Origin of the sequence: Dysgonomonas sp. 521 (genome assembly GCF_010501055.1) — a bacterium.
Lineage (GTDB): Bacteria > Bacteroidota > Bacteroidia > Bacteroidales > Dysgonomonadaceae > Dysgonomonas.
Genome location: NZ_QVMO01000026.1, coordinates 16500 through 39646 on the forward strand (window position 1 = coordinate 16500; position 23147 = coordinate 39646).

At 42.1% G+C, this 23147-nt stretch carries 10 protein-coding genes; all 10 read right to left on the reverse strand.

The window, feature by feature from the left end:
• Positions 1 to 63: 63 nt before the first annotated feature.
• Positions 64 to 1788: a glycoside hydrolase family 43 protein gene (locus tag D0T84_RS09375; RefSeq protein WP_163307621.1), complete on the reverse strand. Its 1725-nt coding sequence runs from the start codon at positions 1786 to 1788 to the stop codon at positions 64 to 66.
• 268 nt (positions 1789 to 2056) lie between these two features.
• The gene (locus D0T84_RS09380; RefSeq protein ID WP_163307622.1) at positions 2057 to 5929 is read right to left on the reverse strand and encodes a hybrid sensor histidine kinase/response regulator transcription factor; all 3873 of its coding nucleotides are present in this window, start codon (positions 5927 to 5929) and stop codon (positions 2057 to 2059) included.
• A gap of 162 nt (positions 5930 to 6091) precedes the next feature.
• Complete coding sequence (locus D0T84_RS09385; protein ID WP_163307623.1) at positions 6092 to 8272, reverse strand: endo-1,4-beta-xylanase; 2181 nt, start codon at positions 8270 to 8272, stop codon at positions 6092 to 6094.
• A gap of 20 nt (positions 8273 to 8292) precedes the next feature.
• Entirely contained in the window at positions 8293 to 9348 is a 1056-nt protein-coding gene (locus D0T84_RS09390; RefSeq protein ID WP_163307624.1) for a DUF5627 domain-containing protein, read from the reverse strand.
• Positions 9349 to 9382: 34 nt separating this feature from the next.
• Positions 9383 to 11194: a RagB/SusD family nutrient uptake outer membrane protein gene (locus tag D0T84_RS09395; RefSeq protein WP_163307625.1), complete on the reverse strand. Its 1812-nt coding sequence runs from the start codon at positions 11192 to 11194 to the stop codon at positions 9383 to 9385.
• An 18-nt stretch (positions 11195 to 11212) separates the two neighbouring features.
• Positions 11213 to 14044, reverse strand: coding sequence for a SusC/RagA family TonB-linked outer membrane protein (locus tag D0T84_RS09400; protein WP_163307626.1), 2832 nt, complete (start codon positions 14042 to 14044; stop codon positions 11213 to 11215).
• Positions 14045 to 14088: 44 nt separating this feature from the next.
• The gene (locus tag D0T84_RS09405; protein WP_163307627.1) at positions 14089 to 16029 is read right to left on the reverse strand and encodes a RagB/SusD family nutrient uptake outer membrane protein; all 1941 of its coding nucleotides are present in this window, start codon (positions 16027 to 16029) and stop codon (positions 14089 to 14091) included.
• An 11-nt stretch (positions 16030 to 16040) separates the two neighbouring features.
• Positions 16041 to 19184 carry a TonB-dependent receptor gene (locus D0T84_RS09410; protein ID WP_163307628.1) on the reverse strand — a complete coding sequence of 1048 codons (3144 nt, stop codon included), beginning with the start codon at positions 19182 to 19184 and terminating at the stop codon, positions 16041 to 16043.
• Positions 19185 to 19809: 625 nt separating this feature from the next.
• Positions 19810 to 21204, reverse strand: a complete 1395-nt coding sequence (locus tag D0T84_RS09415) for an FISUMP domain-containing protein (RefSeq protein WP_163307629.1) — start codon at positions 21202 to 21204, stop codon at positions 19810 to 19812.
• Between the two features lie 163 nt (positions 21205 to 21367).
• Positions 21368 to 22885 (reverse strand): FISUMP domain-containing protein, encoded by a 1518-nt coding sequence (locus D0T84_RS09420; protein WP_163307630.1) that lies wholly within the window; start codon positions 22883 to 22885, stop codon positions 21368 to 21370.
• Between the last annotated feature and the right edge of the window lie 262 nt (positions 22886 to 23147).

Below are 23147 nucleotides of genomic sequence, written 5' to 3' on the forward strand. Positions count from 1 at the left end.
ATAAAATTTAAACAGTTTCTAACATCCGAAGTTAAAAGTCCGGATGCTACTGTATTATCTAAATTATTTTTCACTGCTTTTTGTCGCATACATACCTATCGTGGTACCTGTAAATCCTCCTGCATTCGCAGAAGATAACACCTGTGTCGAGACACCTTGTGCTACTTGTTGCCAGTTGTTACCATCTGTGCTATAGTAGAAATCATAGTCAGTGCCATTGGAAACGACTTTCAGGTCTACAGGCTGGTCTTTTTGTAAAGGAAGAGTGCTGTGAGCCAGTACACTGCTATTCCCTTCTCCGTTAACTTGTTCCACTCTGATTCCTTTTTCATTTTCGAGACCCTGTATCGAAAAGAACAAATAATGCTTTTCGTCCTTGAAAAGTAAGATGCCGGCAACATCCTGGTCGTCTGACGGATTAAAATACATGCGTGATGTAGCAACAAACTTGTGGTGTTGCATACGGCGGGTAAGGAAAGCCGGCGTTTTCTTGTCGGTAACCTTTATATCTGAACTTTTCAAAGAAAGGTAACCCTGATTTTCGGTAAGTGAATACAAGTCTTCGGCAGGAGCGCGCAATGTCATCCATTCCAATCCCAAAGAAGCGGAATTAAAATCGTCGCGCCAGTCAAAGTTGCCGAAGGTAACATCCGCACCTCGCGTTACATTCTCCCTTTTCAGAATCATAGGTATCACTTCATCATCTTTAGTCATATAAGGATACCCGTCGTCGCTCCATCTTACAGGCATAATGAATGTTTCACGTCCGAGGTTTTCAAATTTATTATCGATTGGCCTGCATGCCAGGAATACAGCCCACCAGTCTCCTTCTTTTGTTTGCACAAGGTCGGCATGTCCGGCGCATGTAATCGGGTTCGGACGGTTTCCCTGTAAATGTTTCTGGGTAAGTATCGGATTTTTGTCCCAAGGCTTGAAGGTGCCCATCGGGCTGTCTCCTTTAAAGATAACTTCCGTATGGTTGGGTCCGGTTCCGCCTTCGGCTGCCATCAGGTAATATTCGCCTTTGATTTTATATATATGTGGCCCTTCTATCCAGATAGGTTTTTCTGCCAGATTAACACCTCCGTTTACAAGCATTTTCCATTCGCCTACCGTTTTGTCTGTTTTTACATCAAATTCGCGTACACGTATCGACCTGTGCCCGTCATACAATTCTTTGCCATCCATGCCGTCATTGTTGATAATATATGCCCGTCCGTCGTCGTCAAAGAAGAATGAGGGGTCTATACCTCCGACTTCTGGTAAATATATAGGCTCAGACCATTCTCCGAACGGATCTTTTGTTTTCACGAAGAAGTTTCCGGCTCCGACATTGGTCGTAATCATATAATATGTCTGGTTATGGGGATTGTAGCTTATATCTGGAGCAAATATTCCGCCACTAACGTGTTGTCCCTGAAACTTCTCTAATTGTGAAGGACGATCTAAAACATGTCCTATCTGCTTCCAGTTGACTAAATCCTTACTGTGAAAAATAGGTACGCCGGGATAATATACGAATGTAGACGTTACCAAAAAATAATCTTCTCCATTAGTACAAATACTCGGATCGGAATACCATCCGGGCAGAATCGGATTATAGAACTGACTATTATCTGACAGTGGGTTATTTTTATAGAAATCGTCTTCACCGGTGTATGTGAAATAATCGAAGTACGCCACAAAGTCGCCTTTTGGTACAGTTTGTACCTGAGAGTTACACGAACAGAAGCATAATGTCAGGTAAATACAAATTAGCATTTTAAGCATAGAATAAATGTTAGTCATGGAATATAAATCTTTTTAAGTAGTGTGATAAATATAATACGAACTAACAACAAATGTAAAATGAGTTCTTTTCTTCGATTCCAACTTTTAGATATTTGATTCCCATTTTTAGATATTTGACTCCCTATATATTGGAAATGCGAGGAAATTGCCTTCCGGTAAACAATAGATACAACACATTGATATGTCTGGACACATAAAAAAGTATCGTTCAACAGTACGACTGTGAATCTGGTTGGATACCACAGCCGTTATTCGTAAACAGGCATTATATTTCGGAAGGGGATTTGCCAAAATGTTTTTTAAAGGCGGAACTAAAGTATTTGATGCTTGAGAATCCACACATTATACTTACTTCGGTTACCGTATATTTTTTTGTTTGCAATAATTCGGAAGCATAGTTTAACCGGATACTTTTAATAAAATCTATAGGGGATTGATCTGTCAATGATTTAATTTTTTTGTATAAAAGTGATGAACTTACATTCATAGCCGAAGCAAATGTCTCTTTATCGAATTCAGGATTATCCATATTGGAACGAACGACTTCTACCGCTTTTTTTACAAATTTGTCGTTCATCTCATTGGATAAGATCGGTTCATCGTTCTTCTCATTTATTAGCTTTAGGGCTTTATCCCGTACAGTTTTGCGGTTTTGAATAATCGTCTTGATCCGCTGGGAAAGCAATGCCATATCGAACGGCTTTGTCAGATAATCGTCGGCTCCAAATCCCAGTCCCTGTAGTTGTTGTGTTTTTTCTGTCAACGCAGTAAGCAGTACAATCGGTATATGAGATGTTTCGTATGTGGATTTTACCAGACGGCAAAGTTCAAACCCATCCATGTTGGGCATCATAATGTCAGAAATAATCAGATCAGGCAGTTTTTTCGCTATCTGGTTCCATGCCTCAACGCCATCATTCGTTACTGTTATATTATACTGATCCTGAAAGGAGTATGCCAGAAAATTCTGTAAGTCGTTATTATCTTCAACAATGAGGATGTGTGCTTTTTTTTCATCCAATATCTCCTTCTTTGATAAGTCTGATTCTTGAGATTCTTTCTGAATATTAGCCAATTCATCCGTTTTGTTGCGATTTACAACAGGCTGTGTAAACGATACTTTCTTATAAGGAATTGTGACTCTGAATTTTGAACCCTCATTTTCTTTGCTGTCGAAGGAGATGTCGCCATGATGCATGGATACATAGTTTTTGGTGAGCAGCAAACCGATTCCCGATCCTACCATTTTGGAGTTAACCGTATTGTCCCCTCTGTAAAATTCTTTAAATAATTTGTTCTTTGCATTGTTGGAAATGCCCAGGCCATAGTCTTTCACTTCTAATGCCCACCTGTCATTTTCACACTCCAGCTTTATTTCTACTTTTCCATCCGGATGCGAATATTTGATAGCATTGGATATAAGGTTGTCTACAATCTTTTCTATTTTAAGTTCATCTACGGCTGTCATATATGAATCCTCATTGGAGGAGAATTCCACGCTGATGTTTTGCTTTTTAGCCATAGCCTCGAACATCGATTTCCGGCGATATACTAAACTTACAATGTCGGTCATTATTAAAAAAACTTGCCCTTTGCCTATGTCTACCTTCTGGAAATCGAGTAATTGTGTAGTAACAAAGGAAAGGCGGCCAGACTGTTCAGTGGCAAGGTTGAGGTAATAATGTCCTTTTTCAGATAAATTCTGCTCTTTGTTTAATTCTTCTATCGGTGCATTGATTAATGTCAGCGATGTGCGGATGTCATGTGCCGTATTGGTAAAAAAACGGATCTTATCTTCTGTGTGCTTCTGTTTCAGACGATTAATATAGAATCGCAAAGCAAAAAAGACAATTCCACCTACAAAGACAATTATTATGAACCGGAACCACCAGGTTTTCCAGAATGGAGGAGTAATATGTATATCTAATGTGCGTTCGTTTATGACATGGGAGAGGGAACTGTCATACATCCTTATTTTCAGTTTAAAATCTCCACTAGGTATGCTCGCATACGTTAACACACGCGAATTTGTCGGTTGCGTCCATTCTTCATCTATTCCTTCCATCTTCCACGAAAACTTGGAATTTACAGTCGACATCCCAATGGAGAGAAATTCTATTGTCAGTGTGTTTTGCTCATAACCGAGTGAAATTTTATGCAAATTGTCCAAAGGTGTATCCAGCTTTAGAGAGGGAGTATTTCGGATCGAACGGCCGGAAATAATCATATCCTGAAAAAAGATACGGCCTTCAGGTTGCGCGTATTGGATTGCTATTGGTTCGAACATAGCCGCGCCATTATTGCTACCCCATATCAGTTGCCCGTTTTTGAGTTTAAAGTTGGAGTTTTGATTAAATGAAACATTCAAATAAGGGGATAAAGAGGAACATATCAGCACGCTTTTGTCTTCCGGATTAAATCTGCATAATCCGTTTTCTGTTCCCAGCCATAAGTAACCGTCTTCCAATAATATGCTGTTAATATAATTGGAAGGAAGTCCCGATTCGGTCGTAAATTTTTCTGTTGATTTATTTTTTAGATTGAAGCGAAGTAATCCGTCCCCACTTGTGCATAGCCATGCATCATCATTTATGAGCAGTATATCATACAGCAGGTATCCATCCAGTAATATTTCTGTTTCTGCTGTTTGTTTATTCAGTATGGATAGGCCATAGGTGCAGGCTAATAGAATATTGTCAGGAGACAGTTCTGCAAAAGTATGAACCGGCAGGTATGGATAAACTTTAAATTTATTTTCATTCTCCACATAGCAGAATACATCTCCCAGAGGGCTTCCCATCCAAAGGTCTCCGTCACTGTCTTTGAAGATGTCAAATATAAAGTTGTTTGTTAATGAGGAGTTTTCCGCATTTTTAGAGTAATATTTTATTTCCTGTCCAGTCTTGCCATCGATCACATAAAATCCGGACGAGTATGTCCCTGCCCAAATATTCCCCTTATTATCTTCGCACAGAGAAAGAAATACCTGCGCCTGTTCTTTGTTATCGTCAAAGTATGTTTTCCATTTATTTGAATTCCTGTTCCAGCTACTGATGCCATTGTTTGTCGCAAACCAGATAATGCCTCTGCTATCCTCTATTATTTTGTTGACCACATTATTATTCAGTGAGTTTACATCTCCTATCTGATGCACTAAGTGATTCACATTAGCTGAGACCTGATCAAAGTAGGATAGGCCTCCACTGTAAGTACACACCCATATCCGTTTGTTTTCGTCACTGAAAATGTCATATACTCCATCTCCTTTCAAGGATGATGGGTTGTCTACGTCTTCTTTATAGATATTTAAAACTTTATTTCCTTTTCTAGCTAACTCCCAGATGCCTTGCCCATCAATACCGATCAGGATAGTAGAGTCAGAATTAGGCTCAATCGCCTGGATAGGTTGTTTAGGAAAAGACGATTCGGAAAAATTGCCCGTAGCTACATTATAATAAAAAAGCCCGTCGGAAGTAGTGCCACACCATAAGAGTTTTTCTTCTTTATCGTAATAAGAACAGGTAAATCTGATGGATGGCCGTTCGGTATATTTGTAGATATGTTTACTTTTCATTGTTTTGGTATCCATGAGCCAGATACCGTTGGGTTCAAGAATAAATAATTGATGCTTGTCATACCATGTTATATTTTGTACTTGCGACAATTGCTTTTCTATTTGGGATAAGTTCCCTTTATGGTACTTGTACAATCCTACTGTCGTAGCCATCAGCAAACTACCGTTTTCTTCGGTAAGTATTTCATATAGTACAAGATGGCTGTCATTCAGCGGCTTGCGGATATCAATCAGCAGTTCAAATTTGTCTAATATTTCATTATAGCAAAATACCTGGCCATTATTGGTAAACGCTGAGAGGTTTCCATGTTCATAAACAAGTTTCGTGTAAATAATATCTGCGGTTTCGTAAGGGAGCTGGTAAATATGGTAATCATCATCGGAAAGTCTTAGAATGCCGGTTTTGGATGCTGACCAGATAAATCCATTCTTGTCTTTACATACCGATGCCACCTCTCTCATATTTATACTATGAATTGTATTAATATCATAGAACCTGATATTAGATGAATGAGCTGTAAGGAAAAAGGATATAGCAGAGATTATCAATAATATGAACTTCATAGTAAGGTTAGATCAAGTTTCTTTAAACAAATCTAGTAAAAAATCCTTGAGTAAAATGTTAACAAAAATTATATTTTATGTAAATATTTGCAAAAATAGCGAAATCCTTTAAATAAAGATTCCGCTATTCAAAATAAAAATGATTTAGAGTCTGCAATATGTCTATTTTCCGGCTAATCCGTCTGCATACCCTGCATAAACAGGTTTCCGGTTATAATTTAGGCTCCAAAGACCGATAGGTTCCCCTTTGCGCCAATGGCTGTTTTCCGGACTGTCTGCCGGACTCCAGTGTGTAATGCCATATTGCTGATTAACTGGAATAATTTCAAAGTATTTCTTTATAATGAACTTGTAGAACTCCGACATCTGTAATTGCTGTTCGTAAGTCAGGTCTACAGTCTTGATGGCGTTGCCTTCCGCATCCAGAATACCCATGTCCAACTCTGATACCTTGACCAGCTTACCCGAAGCGGCCAATAGTTCGTACATTTTCACAATACAGTCTTCCTGCTTCTTTTGCTTTTCGGCATCCATATTATAAGATACGTGCATCTGCGTGCCAATACCGTCAATTTTAGTTACGCCATCCGATTCCCAGTATTCTACCATTTTGATTAAACCGTCACATTTGGCGTTATTGTTATAGGTAGCTTCCAGATTATAATCGTTGATGAAAAGCTTCAGGTCGTCGCCTCCATACTGGCGTGCAAACTTAATTGCCTGACGCGCATAGTCCTTACCAAGGTAATCCTGCCAATAGAAATTACTCCGGGCCTCTTCTGCCGAAGCTGTAGCGGCGGATTTTAATTCAGATGTATTTGCATCAGACATCGGCTCATTTACTACATCCCATGATTTTACATAGCCATCGCAAGCCTCCATCATGCCCTTGACCCATGTTTCTAAGGCATCGGTAAGTATTTCTTTCTTTTCTTCATCTGTTAATGGGATCGTATTGCTGGATTCTTCACGATAGAGAGACAAGTCGTCCATCCAGATGGTTCCGGCATATCCCCCGAGGTTGAATAAAAAGCGGGTGGTTCCATCGCCGGTAACTTTAGCCTGTACTGTGACATCCTGCCAATCGGTAGTAATAGCTATAGCCGGAAAATCGCCACGTCCCTGATATCCATCCGGATTCTGGAAAGAGGCTCCTACAGACCCTTCTGCATTCCCTTTGATTTTCAGGTTCAGATAATAAGTTTCACCTTCGATTAATGCTTCAGAAAAATCGTAGCCTGCTTGTGCCTCCCAAGAATTTACAGCGGAAGGATTCACTATTTCGAGACCTTTCGTCTGATTGTAACCTTTTCCATCCACTACCTGACGGGTAGAACCATTTCCCCAACCCATAATAGCTTCTCCATCTTCAAAGTCGTTTTGTACTACATATTTCTTAATCATAACGGAACCGCTTCCATCTGGATTTAAGCGGCGGAGCGTTATGTCATCTATATATATAGTGCCGGCGTATGTGCCATAATTGAACAGGAAACGTATTGCGTTTTCTCCTGTTACAACCACTTCCAGAGTTTGCTCTTTCCACTCAGGAGTAATCTCAAATGCCGGAAAATCGCCACAACCCTTATAGCCATCAGGATTCTGCAGAGACGCGGTAATACTACCGGACTGAGTACCTTTGACCTTAAAATTCAGAACGTATGTGGAACCAACCTCCAAGGCTGCCGCAACGTTGTAAGCAATTTGTGCTTCCCAAGGGTTTACTGCAGAAGGGTTAGTGAAAACAAAAGCATGGCCTCCATCGAAACCTTCTCCTTCGTTTGTTCTTCCGTTAGTGGAGTTATTTCCCCAGCCTCCCCAGCCATCGCTTCCGCTTTCGAAGTCTGAATTAGTGATTACGCTTGCCTCCAGTGAAGGGCCTCCCGTTCCGGGAACTTCCCTGTCTGCTATCAGCGAGTTCAGATATTTATTGTTTTGTTGCGCATGCCATAGTAAAGTATGTCCATAGATGCTCAAGCCCGCGCCTTTAGCAGCATCTACAAACTTTATCACCTGAGAGAAATCCATCGTACCATCGTCTCCTACACACGAACTGTACTTCATTGCATTACCTGCCGTCAGTTCATCGAAGTTAGAACAAGCCAGACTATAGATTAAATCTTTATTTAAGAAATCGCTTACAGTGATGCCTGTTCCCAACTTGAAGTTGGGATGGGCATTACGGTCAACATATGTTTTCAAGGCTTCATAGGCATCCAGATATTCGTATTTTGCAATATTCTCCGGCTTATCAGCGCTGAAATCGGTTTTAAACTCGTCAGCACAGGATACCAATACGGCACCAACTATGATAGCTAACAAAATTTTATAATATTGTTTCATATTCATCTTTGATTAAATGGTTACTGTGCTATATAAGAAGGAATGAACCATTCTCCTGTGATACCCCGGGTTTGTACGACTAAAGTATCTTTTGTTGAATATTGTTTCGTCCCAAAATCTATATTGTATTCCAGATACATAACATTACGATCTTTGTTGCCCCAATTGTTTTTGTCGCCGCCTTTTACAAATTTACCCGAACCGCTGGCTGTATAGCCTTTTGTGTCGGTAGTGATAGTACATTCGTTGTTATCGTTGAAGTTGAGCAACAGGTTGCAGGTAAGTGTTTTCGAAGTCGGCTGCCCGTCTTCTCCAATAGCCGAAACCGAAGTGCTTACCGGAAAGTTGGTAACTTTCAGTCCGGCAGTTGTCAGGCTGCAAATCTCATCATCTTCGATATTTTCTTTATGACGAACGTTGGAGGTGGTTGCTCCATTTTCTGTAATCTGATCTACTCCTCTGCGAAGGTACTTCGCATGCCACTGGTTAATGAACTTCAAACAATATAATACATAGTCCTGAGGCAGAATGTCCCATGCGTCAGCATAAGTACGGGGTGCGCCTTCTATCAGTTGGCTTCCTGTAAGAATACGATCGGCATTCTGAACTTTTGTCATCAGCAGAGGTATTACATACGTTTTTTCCAAGGCTTTAGGGTCTGAGAAGAACGCGTCTTGCAATTGTACACCAACAGCTCCCTGCATTTTATGATCCAGTATGATCTGGTTGCCTCCGAGTGTATAATAGTTTGAAGGCATAGGCGTTACCGCACTTCCGTCCTCAAAAAACAGGTTGTTGCATAATGTATTGTCAACAACAAAATCGATGCCGACCTTTTTCTTGTTAGCGTATACTCCCCCCATGGCTGCATATATTTCGCAACGATGTTCATTGTCGAGGGTTGTATCATAGGTATCTTCTCCCAATACGATAGTACGTACCGGATACTGATAAGCGAAGTATACAGTGGTTCCGCCTTCATAATCTGAGAATTCAACATCTTGGTTTTCGCAAGCGCTAACCAATATGGTCAAAATCCCGGCGGACAATATATATAATAATTTAAACAGTTTCATATTTTTCAATATTTAGTATTTTATAATTGTTCGTTTACCAACCCTGATTCTGTTGTAGATTACTCCATTTCAGTACTTCACCGTAAGGAACTGGTCCATAATACATATAATCTTTATAGTTTCTTTCTTCTACAGCGATAGTTGTGTATTTCAAGGTTTCGTCACTTTGCTTATCTATCTGTATACCTTTTGCTGGCTCATTAATGCTGGCTTTCCAACGACGCAAATCCCAGAAGCGACGGTTTTCGAAACAAAGTTCGAGCCGGCGTTCGTTACGTATCAGCTCCCGCATTTTATTCTGGTCACTCTTGATACTTTCCAGATAGGCATCTCCATTACTTGTTCCTACGCCTGCACGGCTGCGGATGGCTTTGATGACATCATAAGCGCTATATCCGTGACTTCCGCTGTTGGTCGGGCCCCAAGCTTCGTTTGCAGCCTCAGCGTAAGCAAGGAATATCTCAGTGAAGCGGATGCGTACCGGATAGTGATACTGAGCCGTATTGTACGATGGATCAGGATTACAGTCGTCACGTAGTAATTTGCGCAGGTAATAACCGGTACGGGTCGATGTGCTTTCTTTGTTCAAGGCATCATTGTTGGTTCCATAAGTTCCGGTAATAATTTCCGCATTACTTGTTCCATATTTGCTTCCATTGTACAGGATGTATTGGCTCAGGCGAGAATCACGGTCTGTATACGGATCGTTTGCTGAGTACCCACTATTGGCAGCGTCTGCAATCGGATAGCCATTTGCCATCGGGAAAGCATCTACAAGATTCTGGGTAGGGTTTATACGGCCGCTACCATAGAGAGAAGGAGGATAATTACTTTTTTCCTGAGATAGTCCCATAGCATAATCTTCAGTACTATTATCTTTGTCGCCTCTCCACAGAATTTCAGCCGGTACTGCACCCGAACCCAGAGCATTGATCTCCGATTTGTTCATAAACCAAGTGTGCCCTGTAGGGTCTATGCCACTTACTCCATTAATACGATTGAGAACCAGAGCTGCATAATCCGCCGCATCGCTCCATTTTACTGTAGTGCCTTCGTTATATGCCGGGCTGGCGGCAAGTAATGCAGCCTGAGCACGAATAGCTTCTGCTATGCGGGCAGTAAGGCGTCCACGTATATGCGTGCCGTTTACACGGTTGTAATCTCCGGCATTGGTTACTCCTATAGCTTTATATTTAGCCGGAATGTCGGCATCTTTTATATCATTATAGTCGAGAGGTAATAATTCCAGTGCTTTAGATATATCGCTGAATATTTGGTCTATACATTCCTGAAATGTATCTCTGGGAAGATTGAAGTCCGAATTAATATCATCTACAGTAGTTACATTAGGTATACCCAGTAGTTTTCCGTCAGCAGTCCATCCTCCGTGAGCCATCAACAGATAATACATATTCAGTGCACGCAGCCCGTAAGCTTCCCCTTTGAGGCGATCACAGTACATAGTATGCACATTTTCATCTTTTGCCCATACTACTTTGTCAGCTTCAGCCAGAAACAGATTCAGATACTGAATGGCAGCTCTGCGGCTTTGCCATTGGCTCATAGGGTCGCTGTTGGCTGTCCACGAGCCTGTGGCCATACTGATATAATCACTGGATCTGTCATTCGTAACAGCATCGTCTGTCGCTATATCTGTTTCAGACTTCGTCAGATAGGGTAGCATCGAATAGGCATATCCTAATACCCCTTGCGCATATCCCGGTTCTTCATACATAACATCTAAGTCGCGGTTGTTTTCCAAAGCAGGGGAAAACAGGTCGTCGCAGGATGTAAACAACAGAGGTATGATAACCAGCAGTTTTGTTATATTTTTTATTATTTTCATACTATTGCATTTTAAATATTAGAATACGGCTTTTATCCCTATATTGTAGTATCTGGTTTGTGGTGCAGTACCTACACTCATTTCCATCAGTTCACGTTCTTTAGAGATAGTCAGTAGGTTAGCACCGCTCAAGTATGCTGAAAATTCCCTGATAAAACTCTTTTGCAGTATATGTTTCGGCAAGTCGTATGTTATCTGTACTTTAGCCAGATTAAACCGGTTAGCCTTGTACATCCAGTAGTCCGATGTACGGAAATTGTTACTTCCACTCTCGGTAGTCAAACGCGGATAAGTGGCTGTAGATTTCGTCTCTTCTGTCCAACGATCTCTTACTATGGCCGAGTATTTACCGTCTCCGTATACCCAGTAGTACGAGCTGTTCTTTATGCCATTAGAGCCAAAGCCGCCTGTACCCAGAGCGAAGAATGTAAAGTCTTTCCATTTCAGAGTCATGTTTATGCCCAATGTAAACGGATCTCCATACCATCCTCCTTTACCCAGATATACAATATCTTTGTCATCAATAACGCCATCATTGTTCTGGTCGATATATTTAATATCTCCGGGTTTTACCGTACCGCCCAGCTTTTGTTCCGGAGCAGCTGCTATTTCTTCTTCGCTTTGGAATAGCCCGGTGCTTTGAAGCCCCCAAATGCAGTCAATCGGTTTACCTTTCCGGTTTAGATATGCGTATTCATTCGCTTCACTGCGTTTGGTTGCTTTCGTGTCATAGTAAGTTCCTGATACACCCAATGAAAAGTCAACTTCTCCCAGATTCTTGTTGAAGTTAACACTGAAATCGAATCCTACGCGCTTGTTATTATCATAATTCATATACGGAACAAATGATGCCGCCGGATAGTATGTAGATAAATAATTAGGGAAAAGAGTGCTTGGTGTTATAATATGGCCTTCCATAGAGTTGATAAAAAATGACGCATCAGCCGTAATCATTTTCTGCCATAGCGAAGCTTTCAGACTGGTAGAGAATTCCTTACGCTTGATAAATGTCAAATCTTTATTCTCGCCGCGTAAAGACATTGTATATTTCTCCAAACTGCCGTCGTACCAGCTCCATCCGTAATCCTGAGACCAGGCCGACTTGTACATGTAGTAATCTGTAATATCAATGTCCTGATGCAGGATGCTACCCGAGGCGCTCAATACAAGATCGTCTACCACACTAGAACCGGAGAGGAACCCTTCGTTACTTAATCTCCAACCCAATGTAAGCGATGGCGAGAAAGCGTTTCGGTGTCCTTCGGCCAGTTTGGCGGAATGTATCACTGCTGCTCCGAAGTCGGCATAATACCTGTTCTGGTAATTGTAACCAAGCTGTAAAGCCAGATTCGCATTAGAGGTCTTATGATACTCGGTGGATACGGTCTGCTGATAACCGGAAGCGATAAGCATAGCCGACACATTGTGATCGTTTGCGAAGGTGTTTACATAGTCAAACTGTCCGGAAAAGGCCATTGTCTGTGTATCGGCACTGCCGCTTACATTCTGAGTTCCGGGTCTTTTATCATTGTTATACTTTGTCAGGTTTACAATTATGTCGTTACCATTATAGTTTGACCATGTAGGTGCATATACCGAATATGTGTTATCGAAAGACGTTGTATATCCTGTGGCATAATCCACCGCGAATTTAGTATGGAACGACAGTCCCTTCAGTGTCCTGTTCAGGTCGATATCCACACCTGTATCAAACTGAAAATAACGGCTGGTGTATTTACTGCTCCCTGCGGCATAAATATCTCCAAATACATTCGTCTGATCTATTTGCGTACCGCCAAGAAAGTATTTACCATCAATAATATTATCAGTGTTGTTTACCAAATCCCAGGCAGTCAAAGCATTCTGATCGATATAACTTAGAGGAATCAAGGGTGCCACCCTATTGGGACGGAATGTAGATGCAGCTCCCCAGTAGTTTCCTTTGGCACTTTTTGCGTCATAGAATGTAGCGTTGGCATTGATATATGCGCTGATAGTGTTACTTATCATCACATCTACGTTTCCACGTACATTCAGACGGTTGACTCCATTGTCTTTTGCTTCTCCGATCTTGAACAGGTCATTTTGATGATAATAACCGATATTGCTGTAAAAATGAGCACGTTTACCTCCACCTGTAATTTCAGCTGTTACTTCCGAACGGTTATATACTTTCTTCAAATGTTCGGAAGAATAAAAATCTACATTCGGATAACGGTATGGGTTTTTCCCGGAGGCATAGTTATAGATGTCTGTTTCGCTGTATAATGAAGACAGCCCATCGTTGCCACGCGCTTCGTTGTAAAGTGTCATATATTCGGCAGAACCCAGATATTCGGGATAGCTCTTCGATACATGGAAACCGGTATTGGCACGTACACTTATGTTAAGACCCTCCGTTTTACCCCTCTTGGTGGTAATATAGACAACGCCTTTGGATGCCTGGCTACCATAAAGGACTACAGCCTGTGCCCCTTTCAGGAATGTTATCTGATCTATTTCGCTAGGTAAAACATTGTTGGCGACACGGGGGATGCCATCTACCAGCACCAGGTATCCGTCCATACCCCATAGCGAACTTCCATTCCAGCCGCCGATATATCCCTGCATGTTATCCAAACTATATGTATTATAGTTCTTCTTGGTCAGTTCTTCGACATTAACTACAGATACACCACCCAGCAGATCGTTTTGCGCTACTTTCCGGAATGCGACCTGCACCAATGATTGCTTGTCTTTATCGTTACTGAGTGAATCCGTATCATTTTCGGCAATAGTCTGTGCCTTTATCACAAAAGGAGAAAGGACAAACATAGCGCATAAAATGAATCTTGATTGTATATATTTCATCGTTTATTCGTTTATAATTAGACATTGGTTTACTCTGCTGGGATTTACCAGCCCGGATTTTGTCCGAATTCCAGATACAGATATACATCATCGTCAGGAAGAGGGAACCAGTAATGTTTTGTTCCATACACGCGGGTAAGAATAGTTTCTTGTCTGAAATTGCCTACTCTGGCATCTTTAGGGTCATTATCCTTGAAGAAATCCACACTTTCTATACGGTCAAATTCCTGAGAAGTCTTTACTGTATATGGATATTCAGTAAGAAGCAACCAACGTTGTAAATCATTGAAGCGGAATCCTTCGAACGAAAGTTCTACGGCACGTTCCCTGCGAATTTCATTCATAAATTTATGCTTATCGGAAGTATAAGCACTGGTGATTTGCCCTGCTCCTACACGGTCGCGGATAGTGTTGAGCGCATCTGTTGCTGTTTTAGAGAAATTGGCTGATTTGCCTGCAGCCCCACCAAATGCAGCACAGGATTCTGCGTACATCAGGTAAATATCAGCTAAGCGCATATAAGGTAAATAAGAATGGAAGTTTCCGCCCCAATCGTAAGTCCTGTCATATTCGTTACAAGTGTGAGGAACGAGCTTCTGAATAAAATAACCGGTACGGCTTGCATTGGCTACCGGCCTCATAGCTCCGTTGCTATAAAGGCTGCAATAGCGCAGATATTCCATATCGGCCGGCATTGCACCATTTACATATTTGAATCCATCGAATACGATATCATGATAGAAACGAGGGTCACGGTCCTTGAACGGATAGTTAGGGTCGAAGCCCGAATTAGGATCATCCAAAGGCAAACCATTGGCCATACCATACAGATTCACATAATTGGCTGTTGGCTGATGAATAACATTGTCATGTCCTACCAGGTTGGCAACCTTCGGTCCGAATACTTTCGATGTATTCCAGTTGCTGGCATTATAATCAGGGGATGGCCCGCGGAAGATAGCCTCTACCGAACCCGGTTGCAGCCAGTTCTGGCGAGTTGTATAAAATATATCGGAATAGCAGGATGAAGCGCTTGAAGACCTTTCATGCTCGTATATATTTTTATAGTTAAATTCGGCCAGGGCATATTGGGTCTGACCGCTCTCTACAAGGTTGAGAAGTTCGCCAAAAGCTTCTGCCGCCTTTTTGCAATATTCTTCATCGTAGTTGTAAGTCTGGCCACCTCCAAGTTGCGCGCCATTTTTCATCAAAGGACTACCAGCCCATAAGTAGTTTTTACCCAAGTATCCCAATGCCATAATCTTATTGATGCGCAATTGGTTTTTACCCACGGTATTCTTACCTGCGGTCGTATTATCCCAATCGATAGGCAACAAATCTGCCGCTTTCCTGAAATCGGCCGCAGCCTTATCAGCACACTCCTGATAACTTAGCCGGGGCAAGGTCAACGAGCCTGTAGCATCCAGTATCTGATCTACATACGGAAGACCTCCAAAGTATGCCATCAACTCGAAATGCCACCATGCTCTGAAGAAGTATAATTGTCCCTCTATCAAGTTCCTTTCTTCTTGCGAAGCCTTCAGTTTATCTATATTTGCAATCCCCTCATTAGCCTTGCTGATACAATACCATGCATGAGGCCACAATGAGTGATTTTTTGGCGATCCGTCTCCGGTAGAGGTAGAGTTGCTTCCATCTCTGAACAGCCAGTTGCCTGTAGTGCTCCATGCTCGGAAGTTGCCCAAGTCTGCCTGATGAGTCATACGATTGTCGGCTTCCGGATTGAAGATCTCATCGTCTCCCCAGTTCCACGAAGGACACCAGTTACATTTTTCCTTATCGGGAATACAGTTATAAATTTCTTCTATATAGCCTTGGAAATTTATAAAATTCTTGAACGCCTCTTCTTCCGATACAGTAGAGTCCGGTTCCTTATCCAGATAATCTTCACAAGAAGTCAGACCCATTCCCAACATTAAGGACAGAATACCGCTCCACAAAAAAGTCTTATATATTTTTTTCATCTTCTTCGATATTATAATGAGAATTTTATACCTAAATTGTAACGTCTCACTGTAGGGTAAGCTCCTAGATAACCGGCGCCGGACAAATTGGATTCGCGGTCGTCAGGCATTCTTGTCCACAACCATAGGTTATTACCATTGAGATATATTTTCAGATTATTTACACCTAGTTTTTTTATCCAGCCACTTGTAAAAGTATAAGCGACTTCGGCATTTTTCAGACGGATATATGAACCGTCATACAAATGTTGAGTACTGGTGTTGTAGCTTGGGCTGGAAGACCAGCGCGGCACAACTACATCGGCAGAGGTGTTTTCTTTCGACCACCATGTACCTATATCATATACGGTATTCAATTTGTTGCCAAAGCTGGTTAAGCTCACATCTCTGGTTACATTGGTCACTCCATAGAACTGAACAAAGGCACTGAACCCTTTCCACTCGAAACCGACAGTGGCATTGAATGTGTTCTGCGGAGTACCGGAGTAGCCGTAAGGGACTAAATCCTTGTTATCGATGACGCCATCTCCATTGAAGTCGATAATATTATAATCGCCGGGCAGCTTATGTGAGTCATTCGTATCGTGCCGCGTACTTCCATATAGTTGGTCATAAGTATTCACATATCCGGCATCTACATAAGAGGTGTACTGACCCATACTGTATCCGGCAGATTTTTGATAGGCCGGCCTTAGAGCCTGGTCATCTTTTTGTAATATCTTATTTTTGGAATGTGTCATATTGAAGTTACCCCAAAGCCGTAGTTGATTCGAAAATGTTTTGTTTATACGTAGTTCCAGTTCATAACCACTGGTGCGTACTTTACCTATATTGGCCGTAGGGGGCGTTGCTCCCAGATAGGAAGGCACCGAACGGTCGTCTCCCCAAACAAGGATGTCTTTCCGCTCGTCGCGGAATATATCCACACTACCGATAAAGAGGCCATTGAGGAATGAATAATCGGCGCCGACATTCAATTTCTTCACGGTTTCCCATTTTACATCAGCATTGCCCAGTGCAGATTTTCTGTACCAAGTGTATGGGCTTGTTCCATGATTCAGGTCCATTGATGCATTTCCTCCATAAGCCCATTGAGTCATATACAACCAGCGCCTTGCCGAATCAAATTTGTCGCCGCCCAGATTGTCGTCTCCGATTTCTCCATACGAAGCCCTGACTTTGAACATATCTATAAACTTGAGCCCCTGCATGAATTTTTCTCCGCTTAACATCCAGCCTATAGCTCCGGAGTTGAAGAATGCAAAACGATTCTCTTTACTGAATTTATCGGAACCGTTATATGCCCCATTGTATTCGATAAAATATTTATCGGCATAATCGTAAGTTGTACGGAACGCCCAGTCTTCGCGATAGATCGGCATCACACTACCTCTGGCTTCTTCCTGACGGCTAAAAACGCCCATAGCAGTAAGGTTATGTTTGCCGAATTGACGAGCCCAGTTCAATTGAACCTGGTAGTAAAGGTTACGTACAGTTTCGTCGTTCTTCACAGCACCTCCGGATGTAGCCCAGTTGACACCTTGCATCCAGTCGAATTTGTTGTTGGCGTCGTAATTTTGCTGATTGTATACAATCCCGGTTTCAGGGTCTATCCATTTGGCCTGAGCCGAGTTGTTCATGTCATTGATTCCTCTCTCGAATTCCACGAAGATATTATCCCACGCTACAGTACCTCTTGCTGTCAGGCCTTTTGTTATAAAGCTTAGATCCTGTTCTAAAGTAAAGTCTGTATTGATACGTGTGGTAGTGGTTTGCATCGTTCCGCCTAAGGAGATCGTAGCAGCGGAGTTTGTTACGTTCGAAATATTAGGATAGTACCCCCAGGAACCATCCGAATATTGAGGTAAGAAAACGTCCGGCGCAATATTGTATGCTCCCGACCACTGTTGAGCTACTGCCCATGTAGAATTGTCTGTTTGTCCCCAAGGTGTTTTCTTTATAGCGTTCGAACCAGCCAGATTCACTTTGAACAGGGTGGTTTTTGTAATCTGAAAATCGAGATTACTACGCACATTGAGGCGGTCATATCCATATCCGGCATTATAATTACGTCCGTTATCATAGACACGATAAAGGTCTCCCTCATGTACAAAATCGGCGGATGCAAAGTATTTCACGTACTTAGTTCCCCCCGAGATATTTATATTCGCGTTGTAAGACATTGCCGCATTTTTGAAAAGGGCGTCCTGCCAATCTACATTGGGATAGCGCTCTCTCTGTTCTATTGAAGTCTGATTCCGGTAGTTGTTGATAAAAGACTGCGGTCTGATGTATTCCCATGAATCAGGAGTCAATGCCAACTCGTGTTCAATGGCTGTATTGCGTGCCATTAAGGCGTCATAAGAGTCTAACTTGTTTGGGAGCTTCGATGGCGATTTTAAAGTCGCATTAAAACCTACATCTATTTTTGCTCTGCCATCCGACCCCCTTTTGGTTGTGATAAGGATTACTCCATTTGCTCCCTTTACCCCATATACAGCAGTAGCAGAGGCATCTTTCAGAACAGAAATAGATTCAACTGAACTGATGTCAACAGAACTCATCGGACGTTCGATACCATCTACTAAAACCAATGGATCACTATTATTCCATGAGCTTGCACCACGGATCACTATTTGAGGTTCTTCCTCTCCCGGCATACCCGTACTCTGTGTTGTAATCACACCCGGCAAATTCCCCGTCAATGCGGCTCCAATGTCGGAAACACCGGCTGCGCGCTCCAATACTTTTCCGGTCGTTTGCGTAATAGCGCCTACTACACTGGCCTTTTTCTGCTGGCCATATCCTACAACGATCACTTCGCCTAGGATGGCATTATTTTCTGATAATACTACTTTGAAATGGCTCTTTCCTGCAATGCTTATTTCTTGCGTTGCCATTCCGACGTATGTAACTACAATGGTTTTTGTTCCGGCAGGAACATTTAACGAAAAGTTCCCATCATAATCTGTGATGGTTCCTATTGCAGTATTCCCTTTCAATGTAATGTTGGCCCCAATGAGAGGTTCATCGCTCTCATCTACTACATTTCCTGTAATAATATTCCCGTTCTGCGCTCTTGCTGTTAAGCATATAAATAGCAGAAAAAGACATAAGCCAGGAATTTTCCAAACTTGCTTTGTTTTATTATTCATTACTAGTTAGTTTTGTGCAATTAAAAAATTAATTATCATAATATGATTGGTTCAAATTGGTGAAGAGACTAACTATCATCAAGGTTTGTTTTCATGTATTAAATATTTTAAGTTAACAAAAGCTGATTATGAGCTAATAGTAAATAGTATTCAAGGCTTCTGCGAATAATAGCAGAAATGGGGAGATTGGAAAATCCCCGTTTAGTTTTCTTTGAAAAATTGATGTATAGAGAATGTCATGTTTTAGACTTAGGTTTTCTGAATAAAAAATCGTATTCTTCATATTTTCCAGTATTACGGTAGAATTTGTGAACTGGAAACAAAAGTAAAATGAGCATACTTTTCTTATTCCCACTTTTAGATATTTTATTCCCACTTTTAGATATATCGTACAGGAATAGGCTTGTGGCTTGTTTTCCGGTATATTGCCTTAGGGTTTTAGGCACGATGTGAGATGCCTCTGTAGCTTTGTGATGGGCACGAAGATGCTGAATTGCATGTTACGCAATAGGTGAAATGTAAGAGGTTAGGTGTTTGGGCAACGGAGGTGTTTAAAAACGCCAGAAGGATTAGCTCAATCTGAACTAATCCTTCTGTATTAACTATACTGGTCTTTTATCTATTCTTATTCTTTTATACAACGTACAGAACAACCCGCGGAACGAAACATTCTGTAAAAAGTGTCAACACCTCCAGAATAGAAAGCAATATCATAAGACACAGCATTCCCATCTTTGAGTGTACTTGTGCTAGTCCAGTAGTTTCCATTACCTGTAGCTCCTATAAACCATATATCCATAAAATCCCGATAGCCTCCAATTGGCAAATAAAGGATATCTGCTAAAGCAAAGCCTCCGGGTGCTTTATTTGCGGGTATTGCAATCCCTTTTATATATGTCCAGGAGTTAGCTGTAGCCTGGCTTGGGATGCCAGCACCTGAAACTTTATATATCGACTGCCATTGTTCTCTACTAGGAACTTTCCATCCGGTAGGACAAGGATCGCTTGCGGTCTTAAGCTGGTTACGCTTCTCAGTTCCATCTCCCCATAATGTGTCTGATTGAGGATTGCGCCAGTCATCTTTTGATCCAGTATAACCTGGTATGTATTTACCGTATTGAGGCCTGTCAGATAAGACTTGTCCATTAGCATCCAAATCGGTTAATTGGGCTATAGTTGAAGAAGTGCCGAATCCTGTTGCTGGGTATTGTAAAGAAGACCTTTCCTGATGTCCGTCAGCCTTACGCCCCCACTGGAAAAGGTAGCCTAACATATTGCAAGGATTGGTTTCGTTCTCATCTCCCAGATTCACATGGGCAAAGGTTTCTTTCTCCAGCGCTGTACCTGCCTCATTCCATGCGTTTACATAGATAGGCGACAGTGAGCCTTTGGTAGCCCTCACCACCAATACTTCGTAATCAATGGTTTGCTTTATTTCCCCATCAATCTCCATTTGGCAGGTGAATTTTACAGTCTTTTTATAGTTGCCGAGTTCATCCTTCTCTAATGCCAGGTTGGAGGGAGGAGTATATGCGTAAGTATCGGAAGTAGCGCCTTCCACAGCCTGCCCGTCTACTACCCATTGGTACGAAGTGGGTGCGGGAGTTGCAGAATAATTTATCCATAGATTAAGCGTCTGGTAAGTAAACATATAAGGGATGCAGCTGTTTACGGTAGCTTCTCTGGTTATAGGATATGTAGGAGTTTCTCCCTTGCAGGTGGATATCCATTTGGTACCGCTCCAAAACTCAAGGCAGTCATTTGATGTGTTGTATATGGTCAGTCCTTTAGCCAAACCGGTGGCATTGTCTTGGAACTTCTGTGTTGTAGTTATATCGTCACGCTCTTGTGTAGACAGTATCGGCATGCGAAGCCCTGCACTCTCGTTTGAGATCAATTCGAGCACCGAGAAGATTTCAGGCTCCTTATTGCCTCCCATCGTTACCTGTGCCTGCAAGCTTATTGTCAGCGACAATAAGCAGGCAGTAAGGGTTGTTTTTATTAATTTGTTTGTTTTCATATATTGTTTTATTTATTAAGTAATGAAAAGAATTTATTACAACATTAGTTGTTTAACCCTTCCCTCTTGGGGGACTTAACCTTGCTGCTGCACGATTGTATCGTGTGGTTGTTAAAGCCACACGAAAGATTCGCGCGGTAGCGAGAGCTCCCTGCGCTCGCTTTCATTCTGGAATACAGCGCACAGAGAATCCGTAAGCGCGATTGGTGAGGTGGCCCGGGAGAACATTGCTACTGAGGAAGGCCAGGCTGTACGAGTCGTCGCCGTAGCTGCTAACGCTATTCCTTGTACTACTCCAGTAGTAGCCGAAGCGGCCGACGGTGTCCAGCGAACCATTGAAGTGGCTACGGTAGCCGGCGGCGGGCAAATAAAGTGCTTCAGCAACTCTGTAACCACTGGTATTACCACTTGAGAATTTTCCAAGACCAGTCCATGTGCTACCTGAAGTGGAAGCGCCGGGTGCACCGTTGGTAGTACCACCCTGATAGATAGCAGACCACTGTTTCTGGCTGGGAACCTTCCAACCTGTAGGACAAGGATTGTTTGAAGGTATTGCCCAGGTAGGATTATAATCCTGTGAGCCGTCACCCCAAAGGTCATGTTTACGAGAGTTGCGCCAGTCGTAATAAGCAGGCGATGTAGAGAGGCTCTTGATAAACTTACCGTATTTGTCAGTAACGGAAGATAACACCTGTCCGGTAGTAGCATCCAGGTCGGCTGCCTGGGCAATAGTAGAGGTAGTAGCATCGGAAGTACCGATCCCGTTAGGCCATACATCCGCATCAGTCAGGTTACGCCTGAAATGTCCGGTAGTAGTACCATTGCCGTCCTTTTCACGTCCCCACTGGTAAAGGTCACCCAGACAATTACAAGGATCAGTATCATTCTCAGCTCCGAGGTTGACATGGGCAAAGGCGACTCTTACAATGTCAGCCCCGGCCACGCCGCCTTCCAGCGCATTCACATAGATAGGGGTAAGTGTACCCTTGGTAGCCTTCACCACCAGTATCTTAAAATCACTCACAGGTTGCACTTCATTATTGTTAATCACCATCTGGCAGGTAATAGTCACTGTCTTCTTATAGTTGCTTAAACCCAGGTCGGAAGGGTAATCTGCTTCAAGGGCAATATCCGCAGGAGGGGTATAAGCAAAGGTCGCGCTATTTGCTCCTTTTATCAGTTTGCCGTCCACCACCCACTGGTACGATGTAGGGGTATCACCCGTAGAATTGGCATACAGGTTCATCGTCTGGTAGGTAAACATGTAAAAACCGGTACTGGCAAGTACGGAAGCCGGAGCAGAAGATACGGCGCAAGCCGTTACCGTAGCGCTGGCACTCGGTGTAGCTGGTATATAAGGAGGCATTTCCCCCTCACATTGCGATATCCATTTGGTACCGCTCCAAAACTCAAGGCAGTCATTTGATGTGTTGTATATGGTCAGCCCTTTGGCCAGGCCGGTGGCATTGTCTAGGAACTCTTTCGTTTTGGTCATTGCATTGCGTTCCTTGGTGCTTAGCAAGGGCATGCGAAGTCCCGCGCGCTTGTTTGATATCAATTCGAGGGAGGAGAAGTTCTCCGGAGTTTTGTCGCCTCCTACTGTTATCTGAGCTTGCAGGCTTATTGTCAGCGACAACAAGCAGGCAATAAGCGTAGTTCTGATTAATGTGTATGTTTTCATATATTGTCTTATTTCTTCGTTATGTGATACTCTTATATCCTTAAAACTTATAATTTTTCATTCTCAATATTCAGATTGTTAAAAAGTGACAAAAGTGACACTTTTTTTATACTCTTTGTTTGTTACCTTTTTAGTTGACAATTGATAGTTGACAGTTGACAGTGATTTTCATTGTCCATTATCCATTGTCAACTGTCAACTATCCATTACATAAATAGATAATTATATATTGCTTTCATTAAAAAGGTCATATCATCTTTGT